Source organism: Streptomyces sp. NPDC045470 (genome assembly GCF_040646595.1).
Lineage (GTDB): Bacteria > Actinomycetota > Actinomycetes > Streptomycetales > Streptomycetaceae > Streptomyces.
Genome location: NZ_JBEZAN010000001.1, coordinates 484763 through 509015, shown reverse-complemented (window position 1 = coordinate 509015; position 24253 = coordinate 484763). Strand labels below are relative to the sequence as shown.

18 protein-coding genes are annotated in these 24253 nt (G+C 72.3%); 4 read left to right on the top strand and 14 right to left on the bottom strand.

Going from position 1 to position 24253, the window contains the following annotated elements:
• Positions 1-9 precede the first annotated feature (9 nt).
• The 3 genes from AB0A97_RS02155 to lipB form a co-directional block, all read right to left on the bottom strand.
• On the bottom strand, positions 10-228 hold the full coding sequence (locus tag AB0A97_RS02155; RefSeq protein ID WP_031004195.1) for a hypothetical protein: 219 nt from the start codon (positions 226-228) through the stop codon (positions 10-12).
• Positions 229-456: 228 nt separating this feature from the next.
• Entirely contained in the window at positions 457-1407 is a 951-nt protein-coding gene (gene lipA / locus AB0A97_RS02150) for a lipoyl synthase (RefSeq protein WP_361143185.1), read from the bottom strand.
• Between the two features lie 160 nt (positions 1408-1567).
• Entirely contained in the window at positions 1568-2383 is an 816-nt protein-coding gene (gene lipB, locus AB0A97_RS02145; protein ID WP_361143183.1) for a lipoyl(octanoyl) transferase LipB, read from the bottom strand.
• Positions 2384-2742: 359 nt separating this feature from the next.
• On the opposite strand from lipB, the gene AB0A97_RS02140 reads away from it, so the two are divergent.
• On the top strand, positions 2743-4308 hold the full coding sequence (locus AB0A97_RS02140; protein ID WP_361143180.1) for a regulator: 1566 nt from the start codon (positions 2743-2745) through the stop codon (positions 4306-4308).
• A gap of 217 nt (positions 4309-4525) precedes the next feature.
• Here AB0A97_RS02140 and AB0A97_RS02135 read toward each other — a convergent pair whose 3' ends face one another.
• Positions 4526-5752, bottom strand: coding sequence for an FAD-dependent oxidoreductase (locus AB0A97_RS02135; RefSeq protein ID WP_361143177.1), 1227 nt, complete (start codon positions 5750-5752; stop codon positions 4526-4528).
• 479 nt (positions 5753-6231) lie between these two features.
• Positions 6232-7164, bottom strand: a complete 933-nt coding sequence (locus AB0A97_RS02130) for a TIGR01777 family oxidoreductase (protein WP_361143174.1) — start codon at positions 7162-7164, stop codon at positions 6232-6234.
• Between the two features lie 41 nt (positions 7165-7205).
• On the opposite strand from AB0A97_RS02130, the gene AB0A97_RS02125 reads away from it, so the two are divergent.
• Positions 7206-7697, top strand: a complete 492-nt coding sequence (locus tag AB0A97_RS02125; protein ID WP_361143171.1) for a GNAT family N-acetyltransferase — start codon at positions 7206-7208, stop codon at positions 7695-7697.
• A 16-nt stretch (positions 7698-7713) separates the two neighbouring features.
• Here the strand turns inward: AB0A97_RS02125 and AB0A97_RS02120 are convergent, their stop codons facing one another.
• The 3 genes from AB0A97_RS02120 to AB0A97_RS02110 form a co-directional block, all read right to left on the bottom strand.
• The gene (locus tag AB0A97_RS02120) at positions 7714-8550 is read right to left on the bottom strand and encodes an alpha/beta hydrolase (protein ID WP_361143168.1); all 837 of its coding nucleotides are present in this window, start codon (positions 8548-8550) and stop codon (positions 7714-7716) included.
• Complete coding sequence (locus AB0A97_RS02115) at positions 8547-9149, bottom strand: WHG domain-containing protein (RefSeq protein ID WP_361143165.1); 603 nt, start codon at positions 9147-9149, stop codon at positions 8547-8549. Before AB0A97_RS02115 ends, AB0A97_RS02120 begins: the two co-directional genes overlap by 4 nt.
• A gap of 355 nt (positions 9150-9504) precedes the next feature.
• Positions 9505-10023: a DUF4240 domain-containing protein gene (locus tag AB0A97_RS02110; RefSeq protein WP_361145177.1), complete on the bottom strand. Its 519-nt coding sequence runs from the start codon at positions 10021-10023 to the stop codon at positions 9505-9507.
• 132 nt (positions 10024-10155) lie between these two features.
• Between AB0A97_RS02110 and AB0A97_RS02105 the strand changes: the two genes are divergently transcribed.
• Positions 10156-11235, top strand: coding sequence for an SDR family oxidoreductase (locus AB0A97_RS02105; RefSeq protein ID WP_361143162.1), 1080 nt, complete (start codon positions 10156-10158; stop codon positions 11233-11235).
• A 40-nt stretch (positions 11236-11275) separates the two neighbouring features.
• Here the strand turns inward: AB0A97_RS02105 and AB0A97_RS02100 are convergent, their stop codons facing one another.
• From AB0A97_RS02100 to AB0A97_RS02075, 6 genes are all read right to left on the bottom strand, one after another.
• On the bottom strand, positions 11276-12265 hold the full coding sequence (locus AB0A97_RS02100; RefSeq protein WP_361143159.1) for a YafY family protein: 990 nt from the start codon (positions 12263-12265) through the stop codon (positions 11276-11278).
• Between the two features lie 232 nt (positions 12266-12497).
• Positions 12498-15158, bottom strand: coding sequence for a pyruvate dehydrogenase (acetyl-transferring), homodimeric type (gene aceE / locus AB0A97_RS02095; protein WP_361143156.1), 2661 nt, complete (start codon positions 15156-15158; stop codon positions 12498-12500).
• Between the two features lie 217 nt (positions 15159-15375).
• Entirely contained in the window at positions 15376-15999 is a 624-nt protein-coding gene (locus tag AB0A97_RS02090; RefSeq protein WP_361143153.1) for a GntR family transcriptional regulator, read from the bottom strand.
• A 176-nt stretch (positions 16000-16175) separates the two neighbouring features.
• The gene (gene sucB / locus AB0A97_RS02085) at positions 16176-17954 is read right to left on the bottom strand and encodes a 2-oxoglutarate dehydrogenase, E2 component, dihydrolipoamide succinyltransferase (protein ID WP_361143150.1); all 1779 of its coding nucleotides are present in this window, start codon (positions 17952-17954) and stop codon (positions 16176-16178) included.
• A 54-nt stretch (positions 17955-18008) separates the two neighbouring features.
• On the bottom strand, positions 18009-19397 hold the full coding sequence (gene lpdA, locus AB0A97_RS02080) for a dihydrolipoyl dehydrogenase (protein WP_031004163.1): 1389 nt from the start codon (positions 19395-19397) through the stop codon (positions 18009-18011).
• A 331-nt stretch (positions 19398-19728) separates the two neighbouring features.
• On the bottom strand, positions 19729-21276 hold the full coding sequence (locus AB0A97_RS02075) for a leucyl aminopeptidase (RefSeq protein ID WP_361143147.1): 1548 nt from the start codon (positions 21274-21276) through the stop codon (positions 19729-19731).
• 365 nt (positions 21277-21641) lie between these two features.
• Between AB0A97_RS02075 and AB0A97_RS02070 the strand changes: the two genes are divergently transcribed.
• Positions 21642-23735, top strand: a complete 2094-nt coding sequence (locus AB0A97_RS02070; protein ID WP_361143144.1) for a hypothetical protein — start codon at positions 21642-21644, stop codon at positions 23733-23735.
• Positions 23736-24253: the final 518 nt, after the last annotated feature.

Below are 24253 nucleotides of genomic sequence, written 5' to 3'. Positions count from 1 at the left end.
GGGCGCAGTTTACGTGGCGTTCGGACCCTCGGTCGCCGCGGCCTCCAGTACGTGCTGGGCCTCGCGCCGGTCCCTGGCGCGGCGGCGGTCCTCCAGCACCGATGTCCACGCGTTCCGGCGGGCGGTGCGCTGGCCTCCGCGCATCAGTACGGACTCCACCGCGCGCAGGGCATCGGTGACCGACGGGAGGGGGAGAACAGCGGTGGCGCGAGCGGGCGCGGCCTGCATGGCGGGTTCCCCTTCTGGAGGAATGGTGGACGCGTTCTGTGAAGCCATCGTTACAGATCGGTGTTACCAACTGATGACCCGCCGGTCAAACACCGATGAAACGTTGACGCGGCCCGCACCGCCCCTGCCTGGGGAGGTACGGGCCGCGTCATGACACTCTGTGCCACGTTTCACATTCCGGTCCATGGGCCGGAAGGCCCTGTGCGGGGCGGGACGGCCCGGTCGGACTCAGACGGCCTGTGCCGACTCCTCGACCTGGCGGCGCTCGACCGCCTGCTGGTACAGACGGCCGGCGCGGTAGGAGGAGCGGACCAGCGGGCCGGACATGACGCCGGCGTAACCGATCTCCTCGGCTTCTTCCTTCAGCTCCACGAACTCGGCGGGCTTGACCCAGCGCTCGATGGGGTGGTGCCGCACCGACGGGCGCAGGTACTGGGTGATGGTGATCAGTTCGCAGCCCGCGTCGTGCAGGTCCTGGAGCGCCTGGCTGATCTCCGCGCGCTCCTCGCCCATGCCCAGGATCAGGTTGGACTTGGTGACCAGACCGGCCTCACGGGCCTTGGTGATGACGTCGAGGGACCGCTCGTAACGGAAGCCGGGGCGGATCCGCTTGAAGATCCGCGGCACCGTCTCGACGTTGTGCGCGAGCACCTCGGGGCGCGAGGAGAAGACCTCGGCGAGTTGCTCGGGGACCGCGTTGAAGTCGGGGATGAGCAGTTCGACGCCGGTGTCGGGCATCGCGGCGTGGATCTGGCGGACGGTCTCCGCGTACAGCCAGGCGCCGCCGTCGTCCAGGTCGTCGCGCGCGACGCCGGTGATGGTGGCGTACTTCAGCCCCATGGTCCGGACGGATTCGGCCACCCGGCGCGGCTCGTCGCGGTCCAGTTCCTGCGGCTTGCCCGTGTCGATCTGGCAGAAGTCGCAGCGGCGGGTGCACTGGTCACCACCGATGAGGAAGGTCGCCTCGCGGTCCTCCCAGCATTCGTAGATGTTGGGACAGCCTGCCTCCTGGCAGACCGTGTGCAGGCCCTCCTTCTTGACCAGGCCCTGCAGGTGGTTGTACTCGGGGCCCATTTTCGCCCGGGTCTTGATCCACTCGGGCTTGCGCTCGATGGGGGTCTGGCTGTTCCGGACCTCCAGGCGCAGCATCTTGCGTCCGTCGGGTGCGACAGCGGACACGTCCGGCTCCCTACGACTTCGTTTCTTCGGCGTACACCAGGGTACGCCCGTCAATTCGCACGTCTTTACGTGCAGGCCAACCCCGTATGGCAGGGGCGCATTCCGTGCGGTCGGTTTCGCCGGTCCGGAGAGACCGGGCCCGGCCGGTCCGTGGACCGGCTCAGACCGCCCGGGGGAGCAGCACGGCGTTCTCCAGCACGTCGCGCAGGTGCTTCTCGACGACGGGCAGGACGTCGGCGATGGTGATCTCCCGGCCGAGTTCGTTGGCGAGGGAGGTCACCCCGGCATCCCTGATGCCGCAGGGCACGATCTTGTCGAACGAGGTGTTGTCCGGGTTCACGTTGATCGCGAAGCCGTGCATCGTGACGCCCTTGGCGACGCGGATGCCGATCGCGGCCAGTTTCCGGTCCTCGCCGCGCTGGCCGGCGTTGGACGGGGCGTACTCCGGGCCGTTCAGCCGGGGGTCGAACTCCTCGTCGGCCGTACGGGGGTCGAAGTCGAGGGAGAGGCCGCCCAGGTGGGGACGGTCGGCGACCGGGGCGCCCAGCACCCAGACACCGCTGCGGCCCTCGACCCGCGTGGTCTCCACGCCGAACTCGGTGCAGGTGCGGATGATGGCCTCTTCGAGACGCCGTACGTGGGCGACGACGTCGACCGGGCGCGGAAGCTTCTGGATCGGGTAGCCGACCAGCTGGCCGGGGCCGTGCCAAGTGATCTTTCCGCCGCGGTCGACATCGATGACCGGGGTGCCGTCCAGGGGGCGCTCGCTGTCGTCCGTGCGCCGGCCCGCCGTGTAGACGGGCGGGTGCTCCAGCAGCAGACAGGTGTCCGGGACCTCGTCGGCGAACCGGGCGGCGTGCACCCTGCGCTGCTCCTGCCAGGCCGTCTCGTAATCGACGGCGTCGGCGCCGAAGCCCAGCTGTACAAAGCGCAGCCCCTCGGGTACGGGGGTGTCCCCCCGAGAGATCGCAGTCACGGCAGCTCCTCTTCGAACTTTGATACGTCCTTCGCGCCCACGCCAACTGTACGGCGGGGGCGGACGGCGCCCGCACGCGCCCGGAGCGGGGGCTTGGTGCGCGGGCGCACGGGAGTGCTCCGGGAGCCCCGGGGCACTCCCGGGGCCGCCGTTGCGGAACCGGGGCGGGGCCGCCCGGAGACGCGTGGAGGACAGTGCGAGCCCTGCTCACACGATCGGATGAACGCGTGGCGAAGGCGGCGAGAAAGCCGCTGAAGGCCGTTACATTCACGCCGTTCCACGAGGGCAGGGAGCAGCGCCGGACAGGGTCAGCCGAACCCGGGCAGCTCGGCCCGGAAGGCAGGAGACCGGTAAAGCTGATGACGGAACGACCCCCACAGCGCACGCCCAACCGACAGCTCGCCGCGCTCATCGCGGAGGCGGGATTCTCCAACGCCGGGCTGGCCCGCCGGGTCGACCAGCTCGGCCTGGAGCACGGGCTCGACCTCCGGTACGACAAGACGTCGGTGACGCGCTGGTTGCGCGGGCAGCAGCCCAGAGGCACCACACCCGCACTGATCGCCGAGGTCTTCACGCGCAGACTGGGACGCCGGCTGTCGGCCCAGGATCTCGGCCTGGACGCCTGCGCGCCGGTGTACGCCGGGCTGGAGTTCGCGTCCACGCCGAGCGAGGCGGTGGACATCGTGAGCGGTCTGTGGCGCAAGGACTCCGGCAGCCACGCGGAGCTGCGCAAGATCGCCTTCACCCCGGCCGGGCTGGTGGTGCCCAGCCGCGACTGGCTGATCGGGCGGGCCGACGAGCGGGTCGCGCACGGTGACGCGGCCGAGCCCGCGGGCCGGCTGACCGCGCCGGGCCGGATGCAGGTGTCGGTGCCCCGGCAGCGGCAGCTTGACCGGGCCGGCCACGACCGGGCCGGCCATCCCGAACGGGCGGAGCGCGCGGGAGCCGCCGAACGCGCCGGGCGTACGGAGCGAGCCGAGCGCCCCGAACGCACGGAACGCTCCGACCGGGCGCACGCCTACCGGGTGTCCGCCGGTGACATCAAGGCGCTCCGGTCGGTCGGCGAACTGTTCCGCGCGCTGGACCACGCGTACGGCGGCGGGCACGCGCGCCAGGCCCTGGTGCGCTACCTGGAGCACGAGGTCGAACCGATGCTCCGCGGCACGTACGGCGAGGCGGCCGGGCGGCGGCTGTTCGCGGCCGCCGCCGACCTGACGCGGCTGGCCGGCTGGACGTCGTACGACATCGCCGCGCACGGCCTGGCGCAGCGGTACTTCGTCCAGGCGCTGCGGCTGGCGCAGGCGGCCGGGGACCGCGCGTACGGCGCGTACGTCCTGGTGACCATGAGCCGGCAGGCCGTCTACCTGGGGCACGGCCGGGAGGCCGTCCAACTGGCCCGGGTCGCCCAGCAGGGCGTCGGCAGCAACGCGCCGCCCGTCGTCCAGGCCCTGCTGCACTCGGCGGAGGCGCGCGGACACGGCGTACTGACCGAGGTACGGGCGTGCACGGCCTCGCTCGCGCGGGCGGAACGGGCGCTGGAGACGGCGCGTCCCGGGGACGACACGCCCTACTGGGCGCGGTTCTTCGACGAGGCGCAGCTCGCCGACGAGCTGGCGCACTGCCACCGCGACCTCCAGCAGTTCCGGGCCGCCGCGCAGCACGCGGAGCGCTCGCTCCAGCTCCGGGGCGCGGGGTTCGCCCGCAGCCGGCTGTTCTGCCGGGTGGTGCTGGCGACGGCGCGGCTCGGTCTGGGCGAGCTGGAGCAGGCGTGCGCGCTGGGTGCGGAGGCGGCGCTCCAGGCGTCCGAGATGCGGTCCGTACGGGCGCACGAGTACGTCCGCGAGTTCGAGCGCCGGCTGGAGCCGTACCGGGACGCGGCGGCGGTGCGGGGGTACCGGGACCGGGTGGCGGCCATGAAGGGGTGAGCGCGAAGGGGCCGGTACGAAGAAGGGGTCGGTACGGAGGGGCAGTACGAAGGGACAGTACGAAGGGGTGACGGGCGGGAGCCGGGCGGGGGTGGGTCCCGGGGCGGAGCCGGTGGGGCGGGGCGCGGATCGCGGCCCGCCCCTTCGGTGCGGTGGGCCGGCCGGGCCCTACGGGTGTGCGGCCCGGCCGGTCGGTGGGTCAGGGGCAGGGGGCAGGTCAGGCCGCTGCGGACAGTTCGCAGGGCTCGCGGAACGGGGGCAGGCGGAGGTCGTCGAGTGCGGCCCGGGCGGCCCGGCGGCCGGAGCGCAGGGCGCCCTGGACGGTGCCGGTGTCCCGGTGGTCGCCGCACACGTACAGCCCGGCCAGCAGCCGGACGGACCGGTCCGGGTCGTGCGGTACGGGCATGGCCGGGACCGCCTCCGGGTCGTGGTGGGCGGCCAGCAGCTCCCAGGCGTCGGTGCAGGTGCCGTAGATCCGGTCGAGCTGTGGCCGGACCGTCTTGTCCAGCGCCCGGGCGGGCAGTGTGGCCGGGGCGCCCAGCACGGTCGTGGTGACCAGGGCGCGGCCCGCGGGGGCGCGGGACGGGTCGGTCTCGCTGGCGACGTAGGTGTGCGCCACCGGGCCGTCGGCGGGCAGGAAGAACACCGGTTCGCGGACCGGGGGACTGTCAGTGGTGTGGTGCACGATGGTGACCGGGTGGAAATCGGGGATGCGCAGCCCCGGGAGCAGCTCTGCCGCGTCGCGTGCTCCGGTGGCCACGAGCACCGAGCGGCAGGGGAACCGCCCGTGGTCGGCGGTGGTGACGTCGGTGGTCGAGACGGAGACGGCGCGTACGGAAGTGCGCACGGTGCCGGGGGGAAGGGAGGCGGCGAGGAGTTCGGGCAGCGCCGAGGCGCCGCCGGCGGGCAGGCACAGCCGGCCGCGGGCGAAGGCGCGCAGGGCCTGGGCGGCGCTGCGGCTGGAGCCGGAGAGCCCGGGATCGCAGAGAAGGGCGGACAGGAGGGGGCGCAGGAACCCGTCGGGGATGTACGGCGGGAAGGGCGGGCGGTCGGCCAGCGCCTGGGCGACGGGGCGGTCGGCGCGCCGCTCGGAGCGCGAAAGGGCGCGCGCGGCGGAAAGTGCGCCCCTTGTGCTCCGGGGAGCACCGACGCGGTGCGTCCGCTGGCCGTTGTGGAGACAGAGCCCGGGGGAGAAGTGACGCAGGACCAAGCCGTTGAGGCCGGGGGTGGTGCGCAGTTCGGGGTACGAGGTGACGAATAGTTGGCCGGTGCGGTCCAGCCGGAAGCCGTCCAGACGGTCGGTGGTGGTCCGGCCGCCGGTGCGCGGGGCGGCCTCCAGCACGGTGACCGTGGCTCCCGCGCTGGTCAGATGGTGGGCGGCGGCGAGACCGGCGAGGCCGGCCCCGACGATGACGACGTCCACGGTCGATGCGGTGCGCAGCACGTGCCCTCCCGAGGTCGGTCCCGGTGCCGGCGCTGAGGGGCTCCTGCCCCGAACCGGCGCGCGGGATGCCGAGTTCGTGAGGTTGGAACCATAAGAAGCGCGGAGGCGGGGGCGCGATCGCGCGTAGACCGCGCACGGGCGCACGATGCGGCACGGAGTGCCGCGAGTCGGTGGGACGGGGCGGTCCGTTGTCGGGTGACGCGTCGGCGGCGGGTGTGTCTCGCCTTGCGGCGGGGGAGGGGGCGTCGGCAGCGGGTGGTGGCCGGGGCGCCTTCGGCGCGAGGGGGTGTGGGGAGGGGCCCGCCGGTGGTGTGAGTGGTGCGGGCGGGGGCGGGACTCCGGGGCGGGTTCCTGGACTGCTGCGCTTCTACGTCCTGGAACCCGCCCCGGAGCCCCGCCCCCTCGGTCTCGTGCCGGGCCGCGCCCCGGTGGGGGGAGGAAAGAACAAGAGGTAGGCGCCGCCCGGGTGGGGTGAAGGGTCAGGGGGTGAGTGCCGAGCGGATCGCGCTGTCCACGGTGGGATGGGTGAAGATGAAGCCGGAGTCCAGGAGGCGTTGGGGGATGATGCGCTGGCTGGACAGGACGTTGCCGGCGAACTCGCCCAGGGCGAGCCGCAGGGCGGGGGCCGGGACGGGGAACGGTGTGGGGCGGTGCAGTACCCGGCCCATCGCCGCCGTGACCTCGCGGTTGGTGACCGGCTCGGGCGCGGTGAGGTTGACCGGGCCGCTCAGTTCCTCGGTCTCGATGAGGTGCCGCAGGGCGGCGATGTGGTCGTGCAGGGAGATGAAGCTCCAGTACTGCCGGCCGCTGCCGAGCCGTCCGCCCAGGCCCAGCTTGAACAGGGGGAACAGCCGACCCCAGGCACCGCCCTGGCGGCCCACGACCAGCCCGGTGCGGGGGAAGACCGTCCGGATGCCGGCGTCGACGGCCGGTGCGGCGGCCTCCTCCCAGTCGACGCAGACACGGGCCAGGAAGTCGTCGCCGGGGGGCGCCGACTCGTCCGTCCGCCGGTCGCCGGTGTCGCCGTAGTAGCCGATGGCGCTGCCGCAGACGAAGACGCGCGGCGGGGTGTCCAGGGAGGCGATGGCCTCGGCGAGCGCCGCCGTACCGAGGACCCGGCTGTCCCGGATCGTGCGCTTGTACGCGTCGGTCCAGCGGTGGTCGCCGACGCCGGCGCCCGCGAGGTGTACGACGGCGTCGCAGCCCGCGAGCCCGGCGGCGTCCACCGTCTGGCGCTCGGGGTCCCAGCGCACCTCGTCGGCGCCGCGCGGCGGGCGCCGGACGAGCCGGACGATGTCGGGCCGCTCCCCGGCTTCCGGCGGGTGGGTGGTGCTCGTCGCGCGCAGGGAGCGCAGGAGTGCCGTTCCGATGAGACCGGTCGAGCCGGTGATCGCGATCCGCATGACAGCCATACTGCCGTGCCCGGACGCGTACGCATGGCACAGTGGCACGCATGTCCGAATCGCTCGTCCGTACCGCCGTTTTCGCCGATGAAGAGCCGCTCGCGGTCATCGACCGCCGTACGTGGTCGACGCTGCACGCCGTGACGCCCCGGCCGCAGTCTCCGTACGGCCGGTTCTTCGACGACCGGCACCGCCCCGAGGACCTGCTCGTGGCGGAGATCGCGGGCCGGCTGGCGGGCTTTCTTCGGCTGGTGCCGCCGACGGCGCTGCCCTGCAACGCCCACGTCCGGCAGATCCAGGGCCTGGCCGTGGACACCTGGGCGCGCGGCCGGGGCGTCGCCCGAACGCTGCTGGACGCGGCGTGTGCGCAGGCGGCGGACGAGGGCGCCCGTCGGATCACCCTGCGCGTCCTCGGGCACAACACTCCGGCGCGCAGGCTCTACGAGTCGGCGGGCTTCTCGGTGGAGGGCATTCTGCCCGAGGAGTTCCTGCTGGAGGGCGAGTACGTCGACGACGTGTTGATGGGCAAGAAGCTGAACTGAGCGGCCGAGGCGGCCTTCAAGGGGTGAGTGCCTTCAGGAGGACGTCGGCGAATGCGGCGGGGTGTGTGGTCGAACCGGTGTGGCCGCCGGGGAAGTGCAGGAGTTCCGTGCCGAAGCGTTCGGCCAGGAAGGCGGCCGGCCGGTAGGACAGCTCGCCGTGGGATTCCTGGCCGCCGGCCAGGACGAGCCGGTCGGTCAGGGCCGCCAGGCGTGCGGTGTCCGGGGCGTAGGACATGAAAGGGGCCACGATCCGTCCGACGAAGTACGGCAGGTTGGCCATGGTCCGCTCGGCCCGCGCCGCGGCCTGCGGCGGAAGCTTCATCTCCGGTTGGGGCCCGGTGCCGCTGCCGTCCGCCTTGAGGCCCGCGGCGAACACGGCCATCGCCGGCATGAGCCCCTGGGTACGGAACGTTTCCTCTACGCGTGCGACGAGCGCCCGGTGTTCGGCGGCGTCCGGCAGGACCTCCACCACCGGCGGCTCGTGCGCCACGACGCGCGTGAGGCGTTCGGGGTGGGTGGTGAGCAGGTGCAGGGCGGCGATCGCGCCCGAGCTGATGCCGAGCACCCGGGCTGGTTCACCGGGCGACAGCAGCTCCAGCATCCGGAACGCGTCGTCGGCGTGCTCGGCCACGTGCTGCTCGGCCCCGGGGTCGTCCAGCACGCTCCGGGACATGCCGCGCGGGTCGTAGGTCGCGACGGTGTACGTGGCGGCCAGGTCGTCGGCGATGCCGTCGAAGGAGGCCGCGCCGCCCGCGCCGCCCGGTATGAGCAGCAGCAGCGGGCCCTGGCCGCGTACTTCGTAGTGCAGGGTCGCGCCGTTCACGCGCAGGCTGCCGGTGGTCGGGCCGGTCATGTCGGGTCTCCTTCTCGGGCTTCGCGGGGCGAGGGCCAGTGCGTCAGGGCGGTGTGGAGGGCGTCGAGGGCGCGGACCCAGGAGTCCTGCGGCGCACGCGCGTGCGCGAAGCCGCCGGCGGCTTCCAGGGCGACGAAGCCGTGGAACGTACTGCGCAGCAGACGGACCGCGTCGGTCAGGTCGGGTTCGGCCAGGCCGTAACCGCGCAGCATGCCGTAGGTCAGCTCGACCGCGCGCCGCGGTCCGGGGGCGTTCGCGGCCAGTTCCGGGTCGATCTTCAGCGGCAACTGCGTCGCCATGTAGCGGCCGGGGTGGGCGGCCGCGTACTCCCGCCAGGCGTCGGCGAACGCGACCAGCGCGTCCTTGCCCGCGAGGCCGGCGGTCGCCTCCGCGATGCGGATGGTCTTCTCGTCCGCCGCCAGCAGCGCGATCCGTCCGCGCAGGTCGTCCAGCCCGCGTACGTGCGTGTACAGACTCGCGTCCTTCACACCGAGCCGCCGCGCCACCTGCGACATGGTGACCTGGTCGAGTCCGGCCTCGTCCGCCAGCTCGGCTCCTGCGAGCGTCACTCGGTCCGTCGTCAGTCCGGCTCGTGCCATGGGTCTGCCCCCTTCCCGCCATTCACCTAGGGCCCCTAGGTACGCCCAAGGGGCTCTAAGTATTTCCTAGGGCTCCTAGGTATAGCCTACGGCCTCTAGGTGCGGCAACGGATTTAGGCAGCCAGCAGTCGGCAGCCGCGCGCGGCCTGTGTCGTGGCACGGCGAGGGAGCAGCCCCGCACGCGCGGGACCGCCGGCCGGGGAACACTTCGATGCCCAGATCCTCGGGACCACCCCCGCACGCGCCGGGACCGCAGGCCGCGACCAGTGATTTCGTCAGGCGTGGCGGCGGTTTTTACTTACTTTCATCGTTGCCTCGGTGATCTCGCTGTCTCGCTGCCCGAACATGAAAGGCGTCAGGTGCCGTACCGGTCCCACAGTTGCGGAAAGCGTTCCGCCAGGACGCGGTCGTCGTCCAGGTCGAGGTAGGTGCCGAGGGGTTCGCGGGGCTGGGGTGGCAGGCCGAGGTCGGGCATTTCGGCGCCGGTGAGTTGTTCGTACGCCTCGTCCGCCGCGTACCCGAGTTCCTCCGCGTCGCCGTCCACCTCGTCGTCGAACGCGTCCAGCAGGTCGGCGAGGTGGTCGGGGTCGTGCAGAGCGCCCTCGAAGACTTCCCGGCCCTGGCCGATCAGCCAGCTTCGGAAGTTGTCGAAGGCGTCGTCGCTCGCGCCGCCGAGCAGGATGCCGGCCGCGGCCCACAGGTCCCAGGTGTAGGCGCGGTTGTCCCGGGACTCGAAGTGCCGGGCGAAGTCCACCACCGAGTCGGGGTCGAGGGCGACCAGTCGTTCGACGAGCGCGTCCGCCTGCTCCTCCGGGTCGCCCTCGGCGGCCTCGCGGGAGTTGTCGATGAGTTGCCAGAACTCCGTCTCGTCCATCACGGGTACAGCATCGTTCCTGCCGCACGGCGACGCACGCGGAGTACCCCAGATGCGACGGTGTCGTTACCCGGGGCCCCTCGCGCGGAAAAGCGGACACAAGGTGTCGGGTTTCGGCGGGAGGGTCGTGGCATGACAGAAGGAGAACTCACCATGGCCGGGGCAGGCAGCCCGCAGGGACCGCTCAGCGGGAAGGTCGCGCTGGTCGCCGGCGCCACGCGCGGCGCGGGCCGGGCGATGGCGGTGGAGCTGGGCCGGGCCGGTGCCACGGTCTATGTCACCGGCCGCACGACCAGGGAGCACGTCAGCGAGGTCGGCCGGGCGACGGAGACGATCGAGGAGACCGCGGAGCTGGTGACGGCGGCGGGAGCGGCGGCCCGGAAGGATGCCGAACGGAGGGATGGCGAGCGGAAGGGTGCCGAACGGAGGGGTGGCGAGTGGAAGGGTGCCGAACGGAGGGGTGCCGAGCGGAAGGGTGGCGAAACGGCCGTAGGCACCGGCGTCGCCGTACCGACGGACCATCTGGACCCGGCGGCGGTACGGGCGCTGACCGAGCGCATCGACCGTGAGCAGGGACGGCTGGACATCCTCGTCAACGATCTGTGGGGCGGGGACGTGCATGTCGAGTGGGGCAAGAAGATGTGGGAGCACGACCTGGAGAAGGGGCTGCGGGTGCTGCGGCTCGGGGTGGAGAGCCACATCATCACCAGCAGGTTCGCGCTGCCGCTGCTGATCCGCCGGCCGGGCGGGCTGCTGGTGGAGGTGACGGACGGTACGGAGGAGTTCAACCGGCGCTATCGGGAGCCCTTCTACTACGACCTGGCCAAGAGCGGGCCGATCCGGATGACGAAGGGGCTGGCGCAGGAACTGCTGGAGTACGGGTGCACGGCGCTCTGCCTGACGCCGGGCTGGCTGCGGTCGGAAGCCATGCTGGACACCCACTTCAAGGTCACCGAGGAAAACTGGCGTGCGGGCTGCGAGCAGAACCCGCACTTCGCGATCTCCGAGACGCCGGTGTTCGTCGGGCGGGCGCTGGCGGCGCTGGCCGGTGACCCGGACGTCGCCCGGTTCAACGGGCAGGCGCTGTCCAGCGGCGGGCTGGCGAAGGTGTACGGCTTCACGGACGTGGACGGGTCGGCGCCGGACGCCTGGCGCTACATCACCGAGGTCGAGCAGGAGGGGAAGCCGGCGGACACGACCGGATACCGGTAGGCGGCACCGGCGCGCCCCACACGGCACGGGCAGCCGCGTCTCACGGCTGCCCGTGCTCCCCGTGCGACCCGTACAGCCCGTACATACGGCCCGCCGCGGCGGCGAACCGTTCCCGCAGCTCCGGCGGGCCGAGCACCTCCGCCTCCGGGCCGAGGCCGAGCAACTGGCTGTAGGCGACGTCCAGGGATTCGACGGGCAGGGTGACCGTGGTCCGGCCCCGCTCGTCGGGCTCGCCCGCCGCGGCCAGGGCCTCCTCGGCACCGGCGCGGTCGGTGACGTGCCGCAGCCGGCGGGTGCCCGCCGGTGTGAGCCGTACGACGATCTCGTCCCGCAGGATCGAGCGGGCGAACTGGGCGGCCCGCTCCGCCCAGAAGGCGGGCAGGTCGAAGTCCGGGCCGCGGGTGAAGCGGTCGTCGAGGGGCGTGACGGAGGTGAAGCGGTCGATGCGGTACACGCGCATGTCCGTACCGGCCCGTGCCGCCAGGTACCAGACGCCCGCCTTGAGCACCAGGCCGTACGGCTCCAACTCGCGTTCGACCTCGGTGTCCTTGCGGCGGTAGCGGGTGGCGATGCGCCGGTCGTCCCAGACCGCGTCCGCGACGGCGGGCAGCAGGTCTGGTGTGGCCGGTTCGCGGTACCAGGCGGGGGCGTCGAGGTGGAAGCGCTGGGCGGCGCCGTCCGCGGCGTCCCGCAGTTCGGGCAGCAGCGCGGCGGAGACCTTGAGGCGGGCGGCGGAGGCGGCGTCGGCGAGGCCCATGTCGCGCAGCGCGGCGGGCACGCCGGACAGGAACAGCGCCTCGGCCTCGCTGCGGCCGAGGCCGGTCAGCCGGGTGCGGTAGCCGCCGATGAGGCGGTAGCCGCCGGCCCGGCCGCGGTCCGCGTAGACGGGCACCCCGGCCTCGGAGAGGGAGAGCACGTCGCGGGCGACCGTACGCTCCGACACCTCCAGCTCCCGCGCCAGTTCGGCGCCGGTCATCGACGGGCGGGACTGGAGCAGCAGCACCATCTTGATCAGCCGGGCAGCGCGCATGACTGCATCATGCCGCGCGCGGGCGCGCCGGGACGCGCCCGCCGTACACGACGGAGAGGACGGAGAAGGTGGGGAAGGAGGTGACGACGAAGATCCCGTGCGGAGACCCCGGGCGCGGTTGAGGTGGTCTCCGCACGGGAGCGGGGGGCGCCGGACCGGGGTCCGGCGCGGAGTGCGGGCCCGGCGGGAGGTGGCGCGGGCGCGGCGGCAGCCCGCCGCGCCCGCCCGTGGCCTACAGGCCGTATCGCTCCTTGGCCTCCTTGACCGTCTCCGCCTTCACGTCGCCGCGGCGGGCCAGCGCGGCCAGCGCCTGCACGACGACCGACCGGGCGTCGACGCCGAAGTGGCGGCGGGCGGCCTCGCGGGTGTCGGAGAGGCCGAAGCCGTCGGTGCCGACCGAGGTCCAGTCCTGCTCGACCCACGGGGCGATCTGGTCGGGCACGGCCCGCATCCAGTCGCTGACCGCGACGACCGGGCCGGGGGCTCCGGCCAGCGCGCGGGTCACGTACGGGACGCGGTCCTCGCCCTCCAGGCGGGCGGCGTCGCACTCCAGCGCGTCGCGGCGCAGCTCCGTCCAGGACGGCGCCGACCAGATGTCCGCCGCCACGCCCCAGTCGCGGGCCAGGATCTCCTGGGCCTCCAGGATCCAGTGGATGGCGGTGCCGGAGGCCAGCAGTTGCAGGCGCGGCGCGTCGGCAGCGGCCGGGGCGGCCTCCTTGAAGCGGTAGAGGCCCTTGAGGATGCCCTCCTCGACGCCCTCCGGCATGGCGGGCTGCACCTTGGTCTCGTTGTAGACCGTCAGGTAGTAGAAGACGTCCTCCGCGTCGGGGCCGTACATCCGGCGCAGGCCCTCCTTGACGATCACCGCGACCTCGTACGCGAACGCCGGGTCGTAGGAGAGCGCCGCCGGGTTGGTGGAGGCGATCAGGTGCGAGTGGCCGTCCGCGTGCTGGAGGCCCTCACCGGTCATCGTCGTACGGCCGGCCGTGGCGCCGATGACGAAGCCGCGGCCCAGTTGGTCGGCGAGCGCCCAGAACTGGTCGGCGGTGCGCTGCCAGCCGAACATCGAGTAGAAGATGTAGAACGGGATCATCGGCTCGCCGTGGGTGGCGTACGAGGTCGCCGCCGCGGTGAAGTCGGCCAGCGAACCGGCCTCCGTGATGCCCTCGTTGAGGATCTGGCCGTCCTTGGCTTCCTTGTAGTACAGGAGCTGGTCACGGTCGACCGGGTCGTAGGTCTGGCCGACGGGGGAGTAGAGCCCGGCGGACGGGAACAGCGACTCCATGCCGAAGGTACGGGCCTCGTCGGGCACGACCGGCACCCAGCGCTTGCCGGTCTCCTTGTCCCGCATCAGGTCCTTGACCAGGCGGACGAACGCCATGGTGGTGGCGATCTCCTGCGAGCCCGAGCCCTTCTTCAGCGCGTCGAACGCCTTGTCGGCGGGCATCGGCAGCGGCTTGGCGACGACCTTGCGGGCCGGGGCCGGACCGCCGAGGGCGGCGCGCCGCTGACGCAGGTACTCCATCTCGGGGGAGTTCTCGTCCGGGCGCGCGTAGGGCACCACGTCCGCGTCCAGGGCGCTGTCCGGGATGGGCAGCTCCAGCAGGTCGCGCATGGCGCGGAACTGCTCGCCGGTGAGCTTCTTCATCTGGTGGTTGGCGTTACGGGACTCGAAGCCCTCGCCGAGGGTGTAGCCCTTGACGGTCTGCGCCAGGATGACGGTCGGCGCGCCCTTGTGCTCGACGGCGGCCTTGTAGGCGGCGTACACCTTGCGGGGCTCGTGGCCGGCGCGGGAGGTCTGGAACAGCTCCAGCAGCTTGGCGTCCGACAGGCCCTGGGCGATACGGCCCAGCGCCGGGTCCGACCCGAAGAAGTGCTCGCGCAGGTAGGCGGCGTCGCGGGTGGCGTACGTCTGGAACTGCGCGTCCGGGGTCTCGCGCAGGCGGCGCAGCAGGGCGCCGTCGGTGTCCTGGGCGAAGACCTCGTCCCACGCCCGGCCCCACAGGGACTTGATGACGTTCCAGCCCGCGGCGCGGAACTGGGCCTCCAGCTCCTGCACGATCTTGAAGTTGGGGCGGACCGGGCCGTCCAGGCGCTGAAGGTTGCAGTTGATGACGAAGGTCAGGTTGTCCAGGCCCTCGCGGCCGGCCAGCGCCAGAGCGGCGGTCGACTCGGGCTCGTCCATCTCGCCGTCACCGAGGAACGCCCAGACGTGGGAGTTGGCGGTGTCCTTGATGCCGCGGTGCTCCAGGTAGCGGTTGAAGCGCGCCTGGTAGATCGCGGAGAGCGGGCCCAGGCCCATGGAGACGGTGGGGAACTCCCACAGCCAGGGCAGGCGCCGCGGGTGCGGGTACGAGGGCAGGCCGTCGCCGGCCGCCTCCTGGCGGAAGCGGTCGAGCTGGTCCTCGGTGAGGCGGCCTTCGAGGAAGGCGCGGGCGTAGATGCCGGGGGAGGCGTGGCCCTGGATGTAGAGCTGGTCGCCACTTCCGTCGCCTTCCTTGCCCCGGAAGAAGTGCTGGAAGCCGGTCTCGTAGAGCCAGGCCGCCGAGGCGAAGGTGGCGATGTGGCCGCCGAGGCCGAGACGGGAGCCGCGGGTGACCATGGCGGCCGCGTTCCAGCGGTTCCACGCCGTGATCCGGGCCTCCATCGCCTCGTCACCCGGGAACTCGGGCTCGGCGGAGGTCGGGATGGTGTTGACGTAGTCGGTTTCGAGCGGCGCGAGGCCCGGGGCACCGGTGTGCTCCACGGCACGGCGCATCAGGTAGGCGGCGCGGTGCGGACCGGCCGCCTTCGTGACGGCGTCCAGGGACGCGCGCCACTCGGCCGTCTCCTCCGGGTCGCGGTCCGGGACCTGGTCGAGCTGGCTGTACGGCATACGTACGGGATCGGGCATGGGTGGCCCCTTTCCGGACGGAGGAGGGAGGTGCGATGAGTGCTTTGGCAGGCAGGGGTCGCGCCCCACGGACGACGATACGCCTCTGATCGATGATCGATCAACGCAAGTTGAAGGAAAAACCGCAGGTCGGCACGGGGTGCCAGCCTTTTAGGCACGGGGTGCCAGGCTGTCTGCGGCTCCGAATCGAAGGGGAGAACGGTCCCCGGCCTGCGCGTCAGACCCTGGGCGCGCAGCTCAGTACGTGAGTCTTCAGCAGCTCGCCGATCCTCGGGTCGCGCCGCCGGAACGCGTCCACGATCTCCTGGTGGTCCCGCGCGTGCGACCGCGGCTCCGGGCTGAACCAGCGGATCGACAGCGTCGTCCACACCTCGACACCCAGCGACTCCCAGGTGTGCAGCAGGACGGCGTTGCCGGCGGCGCGCACGATCTCGCGGTGGAAGGCCACCGTGTGCCGCACCTGCGCCTCACCGTCGCCGTGCCGGTCCGCCGCGCACAGCGCCGCCACCTCGCGGTCCAGCGCCGCGGTGTCCTCGGCCAAGCGCCCGGCGGCCAGCTCCGCCGCCACCTGCTCCAGGCCGGCCCGCACCGGGTAGCTCTCCTTGAGGTCGTCGGCGGTCAGGTTCCGTACCCGTACACCCTTGTTCGGAGCCGACTCGATCAACTGGAGCGACTCCAGCTCGCGCAGCGCCTCCCGTACGGGCGTCTGGCTGACCTCCAGCTCGACCGCGATCCGCCGCTCCACGATCCGCTCACCGGGCTGCCAGCGGCCGCTGACGATCCCTTCCAGGATGTGCTCGCGGATCTGCTCGCGGAGCGAATGGACGACGGGCGGGGTCATGACGTGCTCCTTCAGAGCGTGCGGCAGACGGCGGCCGGGGCCCGGCACCGGAAGGCGGTACGGGAGACCACCGCGGGACGGCCATTATCCGTGCAACGAAAACGGGTCGGCCCCGGCTCGTACGAACTTGTACGAACCGGGGCCGACCCTGCACACCTACGCGGTGGCTACCGTGTTCAGAGACCGATCTCGGTCTCGAACTCGCCGGCCTCCAGGATCTGCTTGACCGTCGTCAGGTAACGGGCCGCGTCGGCACCGTCCACCAGGCGGTGGTCGTAGGAGAGCGCCAGGTAGGTCATGTGGCGCACGGCGATGGTCTCGCCCAGCTCCGGGTGGTCGACGACCACCGGGCGCTTGACGGTGGCGCCGATGCCCAGGATGCCGACCTGGTTCGGCGGCACGATGACCGTGTCGAACAGCGCACCGCGCGAGCCGGTGTTGCTGATCGTGAAGGTCGCGCCCGACATGTCGTCCGGGCTGATCTTGTTGGTGCGGACCTTGCCGGCCAGCTCCGCGGTCTTCCGGGCGATGCCGGCGATGTTCAGGTCGCCCGCACCCTTGATGACCGGGGTCATCAGGCCCTTCTCCGCGTCCACCGCGATACCGACGTTCTCGGTGTCGAAGTAGGTGATCGTGCCCTCGTCCTCGTTGATCCGGGCGTTGACGACCGGGTGGGCCTTCAGCGCCTGGACAGCGGCCTTGACGAAGAACGGCATCGGCGAGAGCTTGACGCCCTCACGCTGCGCGAAGGCGTCCTTGGCCTTGTTGCGCATCCGCATGATCTTGGTGATGTCCACCTCGACCACGGAGGTGAGCTGCGCCTGGCCGTGCAGGGCCTTCATCATGTTGTCGCCGATGACCTTGCGCATCCGCGGCATCTTGACGGTCTGGCCGCGCAGCGGCGACGCCTCGATGGCAGGGGCCTTCGAAGCGGCCGGAGCGGCGGCAGCGGCCGGGGCGGCCTGCTGCTTGGCGGCCTCGGCGGCGGCGATGACGTCCTGCTTGCGGATACGGCCGCCGACGCCGGTGCCCTTGACCGAGCCCAGGTCCACGCTGTTCTCCTGGGCCAGCTTGCGGACCAGGGGGGTGACGTACGCGGCGTCCGCCTCACCCGCGGCCGGGGCCGGGGTGACGGGGGCGGCGGCCGGCGCCGGCGCCGGGGCCGGAGCGGCCGGGGCCGGGTCCGGGGCGGGGGTGGTGACCTGCTGCGGCGCGGGCGCCGAGGGGGCCTGGGGGGCCGGAGCCTCCTGCTTGGGGGCCTCCTGCTTGGGGGCCTCCTGCTTGGGGGCCTCCTGGGCAGGGGCCGGAGCCGGGGCGGCGGGGGCCTGGGCAGCGCCCTTCTGGCCGATGACGGCCAGCTTGGCGCCGACCTCGGCGGTCTCGTCCTCGCCGACCACGATCTCCAGCAGCACACCGGCGGCCGGGGCGGGGATCTCGGTGTCGACCTTGTCGGTGGAGACCTCCAGCAGCGGCTCGTCCTCGGCCACCTCCTCGCCGACCTCCTTGAGCCAGCGGGTGACGGTGCCCTCGGTCACGCTCTCGCCGAGCGCGGGGAGGACGACGTCGGTACCCTCGGCACCGCCGGCGGGGGCCGCGGGGGCCTCCTGCTGCGGGGCTTCCTGGGCCGGGGCCTCCTGGGCCGGAGCCGCGGCGGGTTCGGGCTCGGCGGCGGGCGCCTCGGCCTGCGCCGGGGCGGACTCGGCCGCGGGGGCACCGCTGCCGTCGTCGATGATGGCCAGCTCGGCGCCGACCTCGACGGTCTCGTCCTCGGCCACCTTGATGGAGGCCAGCACGCCGGCGGCGGGGGCGGGGATCTCGGTGTCGACCTTGTCGGTCGACACCTCCAGCAGGGGCTCGTCGGCCTCGACGCGCTCACCCTCGGCCTTCAGCCAGCGGGTGACGGTGCCCTCGGTGACGCTCTCGCCGAGCGCCGGAAGGGTTACGGAAACCGCCATGGTTTCTCTTGCTCCTTACAGAAAAGTGCGGATGTGGTCGCGCCCGGACCGGGATCAGTCGTGGGAGTGCAGAGGCTTGCCGGCCAGGGCCAGGTGGGCCTCGCCGAGCGCCTCGTTCTGCGTCGGGTGCGCGTGGATGAGCTGCGCAACCTCGGCCGGCAGGGCCTCCCAGTTGTAGACCAGCTGGGCCTCGCCGACCTGCTCGCCCATACGGTCACCGACCATGTGGACGCCGACCACGGCACCGTCCTTGACCTGGACGAGCTTGATCTCGCCCGCGGTCTTGAGGATCTTGCTCTTGCCGTTGCCCGCGAGGTTGTACTTCAGAGCGACGACCTTGTCGGCACCGTACAGCTCCTTGGCCTTCGCCTCGGTGATACCCACCGAAGCGACCTCGGGGTGGCAGTACGTCACGCGCGGCACGCCGTCGTAGTCGATCGGCACGGTCTTGACGCCGGCCAGCCGCTCCGCCACCAGGATGCCCTCGGCGAAGCCGACGTGCGCGAGCTGGAGGGTCGGGACGAGGTCACCGACGGCCGAGATCGTCGGCACGTTGGTCTGCATGTACTCGTCGACCAGGACGTAGCCGCGGTCCATGGCGACCCCGGCCTCCTCGTAGCCCAGGCCCTGGGAGACCGGGCCGCGGCCGATGGCGACCAGCAGCACCTCGGCCTCGAAGGACTTGCCGTCGGCCAGCGTGACCTTGACGCCGTCCTGGGTGTACTCGGCCTTGTCGAAGAAGGTGCCCAGGTTGAACTTGATGCCGCGCTTGCGGAAGGCCCGCTCCAGCAGCTTGGAGCTGTTCTCGTCCTCGACCGGGACGAGGTGCTTGAGGCCCTCGACGATGGTCACGTCGGTGCCGAAGGACTTCCACGCGGAGGCGAACTCGACGCCGATGACGCCGCCGCCCAGCACGATCGCGGACTTCGGCACGCGGTCCAGCTTCAGCGCGTGGTCCGAGGAGATGATCCGGTCGCCGTCGATGGTCAGGCCCGGCAGGGACTTCGGCACGGAGCCGGTCGCCAGCAGGATGTGGCGGCCCTGGACACGCTGGCCGTTGACGTCGACGGAGGTGGGGGAGGACAGCCGGCCCTCTCCCTCGATGTAGGTCACCTTGCGGGAGGCGACCAGGCCCTGCAGCCCCTTGTACAGGCCCGAGATGACCTCGTCCTTGTACTTGTGGACGCCCTCGATGTCGATGCCGTCGAAGGTGGCCTTGACACCGAACTGCGCGGCTTCGCGGGCCTGGTCCGCGATCTCGCCGGCGTGCAGCAGGGCCTTGGTGGGGATGCAGCCGTTGTGCAGGCAGGTGCCGCCGAGCTTGTTCTTCTCGATCAGGGCGACGTCCAGGCCCAGCTGCGCCCCGCGCAGGGCAGCGGCGTAACCACCGCTACCGCCTCCGAGGATCACTAGGTCGAAAACGGTGCTGGCGTCGTTCGCCACGTCACGTCCTCCATGCATGGGTACGCCGGAGCCGGTCGTCGGTGACCGGGCGGCGGCTGTTGATCGGCCGCTTCTTGGATCGGCCCTGGGTAAGGGGGGCCCTGTCCTGCCAAGAACCCATCTTCGCACTTGTTGAACGCGACCGGGACGGCGGGCCGGGCCAGGGGACGGCACGACGGCCGTTCCGAGGGGTTGCGCGCGCGGTTACTCAGGCGTACGGGCGTACGGATTTCGTCGAGGGCGAACACGCGCGTACGGCCCCGGGCGCCGGGCCCGGGGCCGTACCGACGAATACGTCACCACCGCCATGAACGCGGCAACCGCGTCAGGGTCAGCCGAGGTCCCCGTCCGCGGTGTGCTCGGCCAGCCGCACCAGGGTGCGGACCGCGGAGCCGGTGCCACCCTTGGGGGTGTAACCGAACGGCGCGCTCTCGTGGAAGGCCGGGCCGGCGATGTCCAGGTGCGCCCAGGTGATGCCCTCGCCCACGAACTCCTGGAGGAAGACCCCGGCCAGCAGGCCGCTGCCCGCCCGCTCGCCGACGTTCTTCAGGTCGGCCACCGGGGAGTCCATGCTCCGGCGCAGCTCGGACGGCATCGGCATCGGCCAGGACGGCTCGCCGGCCGCCTCCGCGATCTCGTGCAGGCTCGCCCGGAAGGCGTCGTCGTTGGACATGATCCCGAAGGTCCGGTTGCCCAGCGCCATCACCATCGCGCCGGTCAGCGTCGCGACGTCCACGATCGCGTCGGGCTGCTCCTCCGAGGCGCGGGTCAGCGCGTCGGCCAGCACCAGGCGGCCCTCGGCGTCGGTGTTCAGCACCTCGACGGTCTTGCCGTTGTACATGGTCAGCACGTCGCCGGGGCGCATCGCGTTGCCCGAGGGCATGTTCTCGGCGAGCGCCAGCCAGCCGGTGACGTTGACCCGCAGGCCCAGGCGGGCGGCGGCCACGACCGCGGCGAACACCGCGGCGGCGCCGCTCATGTCGCACTTCATGGTCTCGTTGAAGCCGGCCGGCTTCAGGGAGATGCCGCCCGAGTCGTAGGTGATGCCCTTGCCGACGAGCGCCAGGGTCTTTTCGGCCTTCGGGTGGGTGTAGGCGATCCGCACCAGCCGCGGCGGGTTGTCCGAGCCCTGGCCGACGCCCATCAGGCCGCCGTAGCCGCCCTTCTTCAGGGCCTTCTCGTCCAGCACCTCGACCTTGAGGCCGAACTCCTTCGCGGCGGCCTGGGCCTGCGCGGCGAACGACTTCGGGGTGAGGTCGTTGGAGGGGGTGTTGATCAGGTCGCGGGCGCGGTTGACCTCGGCGGCCAGCGTCTCGGCGCGCTCGGCGGCGGCCTTGTAGGCCTTGTCGCGCGGCTTGCCGCCGAGGATCGCGATCTCGGCCAGCGGCGCCTTGCCGTTGCCCTCGGTCTTCTTGGTCCCGCGGGCGGTCTTCGCGTCGCCGCCGCTGCGGTACGCCGTGAAGGCGTACGCGCCGAGCAGCGCGCCCTCGGCGACCGCCGCGGTGTCCCCGGCGTCCCCGGCGGGCAGCGCGAAGGCCGCCTTCTTGGTGCCGGCCAGGGCACGGGCGGCGGCGCCGGCGCCGCGGCGCAGCACCTCGGGGTCGTACTCCTCGTCCTTGACCGGGGCGTCGCCCAGGCCGACCGCCAGGACGACCGCCGCCTTCAGGCCGGACCCGGCCGGCAGCTTGGTGACCTCGCCCTCGGCACCGCTCGCACCGAGGGTCTCCAGGACGGCGGCGAGCCCGCCGTCGAACGCCTTGTCCACGGCTTCGGCGCCGGGGGCCAGTACGACGCCCTTGGCGCCCTTGGCCACGCCGACGACAACGGTGTCCGCACGCAACGTCGCGGCGGAGGATGTGCTGAGGGTCAGTGCAGTCACGGTGATGAGAGTCCTGTTCCGTCCGGTTGTCCGTTCGCGCCGAGGGCGCTGCTGCGGCCGAGCCTACGCTCGGGGGCGCCGGACGTAACCGCTTGATGCCGTATCGGCCCGGCCTGTCACATCTTCACCACCTGTCGCAGGAGCCCCAACTCTTCGGTGAATCGGAGGAGTTGGCGGTTCCGCGGGCCGCCCGGCCCGCCCGTACGCCGGGTCCCGCCGTCAATCTCCGCGCGCCGGATGAGACGTGCGTCACAGTAGTGGCGACTGCGGGATAGACGGACGCGAACCTTCGCATGATGTCCACGAGCCTGCCCGGTGCCGCTTCCGGAAGCAGGGGGGACTTCCGGGGGGAAGGGACTGCGCCCATGGGCAGTAACGGCACGCCGGTCACCGGACCGGCCAAGGTTTTGACCGCACTCGCCGCAGCGATGATCACGGCACTGCCGCTGGCGGTGAGCACCCCCGCCGCCGCACGGGACGCGCTCGCGGCGGCGGACCTGACACCCCGTATCGACCTGCGGGTCCTGGTCGTGAGCGACGGCGGCGAGTCCACCGACGCGATCGTCGCCGAACTGCGCGGCCAGGGCGTCCCGTACACCACCGTCGACCTGACGAGCCCCGGCCGCCCGGTGATCGACGCGGCGTTCCTCAGCGACACCGTGGACGGCCGGCCGCGCGCCAAGTTCCAGGGCGTCGTACTGCCGAACGACAACCCCTTCGGCACTGCCGCCTCCACCGAGCTGGCCGCCCTGAAGGCGTACGAGACCACGTACAAGATCCCGCAGGTGGACGCGTACACCTACGCCCGGCCCGACGTCGGCCTGCGCACGCCCGACGACGGCGGTTACGCCGGGGTGCTGGACGGTTTCGCCACCCGCACCACCGCTGCGGGCAAGGCGGGCCCCTTCGGCTACCTCAAGGGCGCGGTGCCCTTCGAGGACGCCGACCCGCAGGTCTCCGAGAGCTATGGCTACGTCGCGCAGCCGCTCGCCGACCCGCCCGCCGGGGCCACGTTCACGTCGTACCTGGACGCGGCGGTGCCGGGCACGTCCGCGCGCGGCTCGCTGATCGGCGAGTACGCCCGCGACGGCCGCCGCGAACTGGTCGTCACCTTCGCGCAGAACCGCTACCAGCAGCAGTTCCGGCTGCTCGCCCGCGGCATCGTGGACTGGCTCACCCAGGGCGTCCACCTGGGTCGCAGCCGTAACTACTTCTCCGTCCAGGTCGACGACGTCTTCGCCCCGGACGCCCGCTGGGACGTCGAGAACAACTGCACCCCCGGCGACTTCGACTGCCCCTCCGGCGTCCCGGACACCACCCCGGTCCGGATGAGCGAGGCGGACGCCGCGTACGCCGCCCAGTGGCAGCGCGACAGCGGCTACCGGCTCGACATGGTCTACAACGCGGGCTCCGGCGAGGAGTGGAAGGCGGAGCACGGCGGGGTGGACGCGATGGCCGACCGGCTGCTCGCCGACAAGGACGAGTACCGCTGGGTCAACCACACCTGGACCCACCCCTTCCTCGGCTGTGTCCAGGACACCTCGACCGTGCCCTGGCGCTGCGCCAAGGACTTCTTCGGCAACACCCGGTGGACCGGCCGCGGCGAGATCACCGCCGAGATCGAGAAGAACCACGCCTGGGGCGTGGCCAAGGGCCTGGACGTGGACCCCGCGGAGCTGGTCACCGGCGAGCACTCCGGCCTGAAGACCCTGCCGCAGCAGCCGCAGGACAACCCCAACCTCGGCCCCGCGCTCGCCGCCACCGGCGTCAAGTGGCTGGCGAGCGACAACTCGCGGGAGTCCGCGCAGCGCCCGGCCGGTGCGGCGCTGACCGTACCGCGCTACCCGATGAACGTGTACTACAACGTGGGCACGGCGGCCGAAGAGGTCGACGAGTACAACTGGATCTACACGAGCAAGGCCGACGGCGGCAGCGGGATCTGCGAGACCGACCCCCACTCCACCTGCATGCCGGCGCCGCTGCCGACGGACACCGGCTACGCCTCGTACATCGTCCCGCAGGAGGCGCGGACCGCCCTCGGACATGCACTGGCCAACGATCCGCGGCCGCACTACATCCACCAGTCGAACCTCGCCGAGGACCGGATCGCCTACCCGGTTCTGGACAAAGTTCTGGCCGACTATCGGGGGTTCTTCGAGGACAGCACCCCGGTCGTCAATCAGCGGCACCGGGACATCGGGCGCGAGATGCAGCAGCGTGCGGCCTGGCAGCAGGCCCTGGACGCCGGTTCGGTGACGGCGTACAGAATCGGTGACGTTGTCACCGTCACGTCGCCGGCCGGGGTGGCGGCTGCGGCTACGATGCCCGACGGAACCAGAAAGCAACTCGCCGACGGGACCGCGGAATTCGGCGAACGCTACGCCGGACGGGTATCGGAGTGGGCCACAGCGCAGTCGCCCGGAGCGGCCATCACGCTCAAGCTTCCGACGACCGCCTGACACGTCCCCGGCTCCGCCCGGCCCGCGCACCCGGCCGGGCGCGCCGGGACCGGGCGGCCGGTGACCGCCGCATCCCCTCACCGCCACCGCCGATGTCCCGCACCGACCCCTGTCCGCCCGCCACCGTCCCCGAGGGCGCACGGCGGCCGTGCCCGCGCACCGCAGCACGCGCCCGGCCGCACCCGCGCCCGCACCCCAGCGCGTCGCACCACAGCACTCACCACCACAGCACTCCCCACCACAGCACTCCCCACCACGGCGCGCCGCGCCCGGTACGCAGCAGCACGGCAACACATCAGCACAGCAGGTCGCAGCACAGCACCGCGCACCACAGCTCCCGCACCGATGGACCCGCACGGAACCACCGCGCCCGCACCGAAGCACCGGTGCACGACGGCGCACCGCACCCGTACACCTGGACGGACGCGCAGGTACGGACGCGTCCGCACAGGCGTCCCGCGGCCGTGCCCGCACACCGGCGCCGGCCCACCGCACCCCCGCCCCCGCAGCACCCCACG

Excerpts from the sequence above, each read along its gene's own strand:
- AB0A97_RS02130 (WP_361143174.1), bottom strand. The coding sequence starts at position 7,164 with ATGGCTGTCATGCGGATCGCGATCACCGGCTCGACCGGTCTCATCGGA.
- AB0A97_RS02120 (WP_361143168.1), bottom strand. The coding sequence starts at position 8,550 with ATGACCGGCCCGACCACCGGCAGCCTGCGCGTGAACGGCGCGACCCTG.
- AB0A97_RS02100 (WP_361143159.1), bottom strand. The coding sequence starts at position 12,265 with ATGCGCGCTGCCCGGCTGATCAAGATGGTGCTGCTGCTCCAGTCCCGC.
- AB0A97_RS02105 (WP_361143162.1), top strand. The coding sequence starts at position 10,156 with ATGACAGAAGGAGAACTCACCATGGCCGGGGCAGGCAGCCCGCAGGGA.
- AB0A97_RS02125 (WP_361143171.1), top strand. The coding sequence starts at position 7,206 with ATGTCCGAATCGCTCGTCCGTACCGCCGTTTTCGCCGATGAAGAGCCG.
- aceE (WP_361143156.1), bottom strand. The coding sequence starts at position 15,158 with ATGCCCGATCCCGTACGTATGCCGTACAGCCAGCTCGACCAGGTCCCG.
- AB0A97_RS02070 (WP_361143144.1), top strand. The coding sequence starts at position 21,642 with ATGGGCAGTAACGGCACGCCGGTCACCGGACCGGCCAAGGTTTTGACC.
- AB0A97_RS02140 (WP_361143180.1), top strand. The coding sequence starts at position 2,743 with ATGACGGAACGACCCCCACAGCGCACGCCCAACCGACAGCTCGCCGCG.
- AB0A97_RS02115 (WP_361143165.1), bottom strand. The coding sequence starts at position 9,149 with ATGGCACGAGCCGGACTGACGACGGACCGAGTGACGCTCGCAGGAGCC.
- AB0A97_RS02155 (WP_031004195.1), bottom strand. The coding sequence starts at position 228 with ATGCAGGCCGCGCCCGCTCGCGCCACCGCTGTTCTCCCCCTCCCGTCG.
- AB0A97_RS02090 (WP_361143153.1), bottom strand. The coding sequence starts at position 15,999 with ATGACCCCGCCCGTCGTCCATTCGCTCCGCGAGCAGATCCGCGAGCAC.
- sucB (WP_361143150.1), bottom strand. The coding sequence starts at position 17,954 with ATGGCGGTTTCCGTAACCCTTCCGGCGCTCGGCGAGAGCGTCACCGAG.
- AB0A97_RS02110 (WP_361145177.1), bottom strand. The coding sequence starts at position 10,023 with ATGGACGAGACGGAGTTCTGGCAACTCATCGACAACTCCCGCGAGGCC.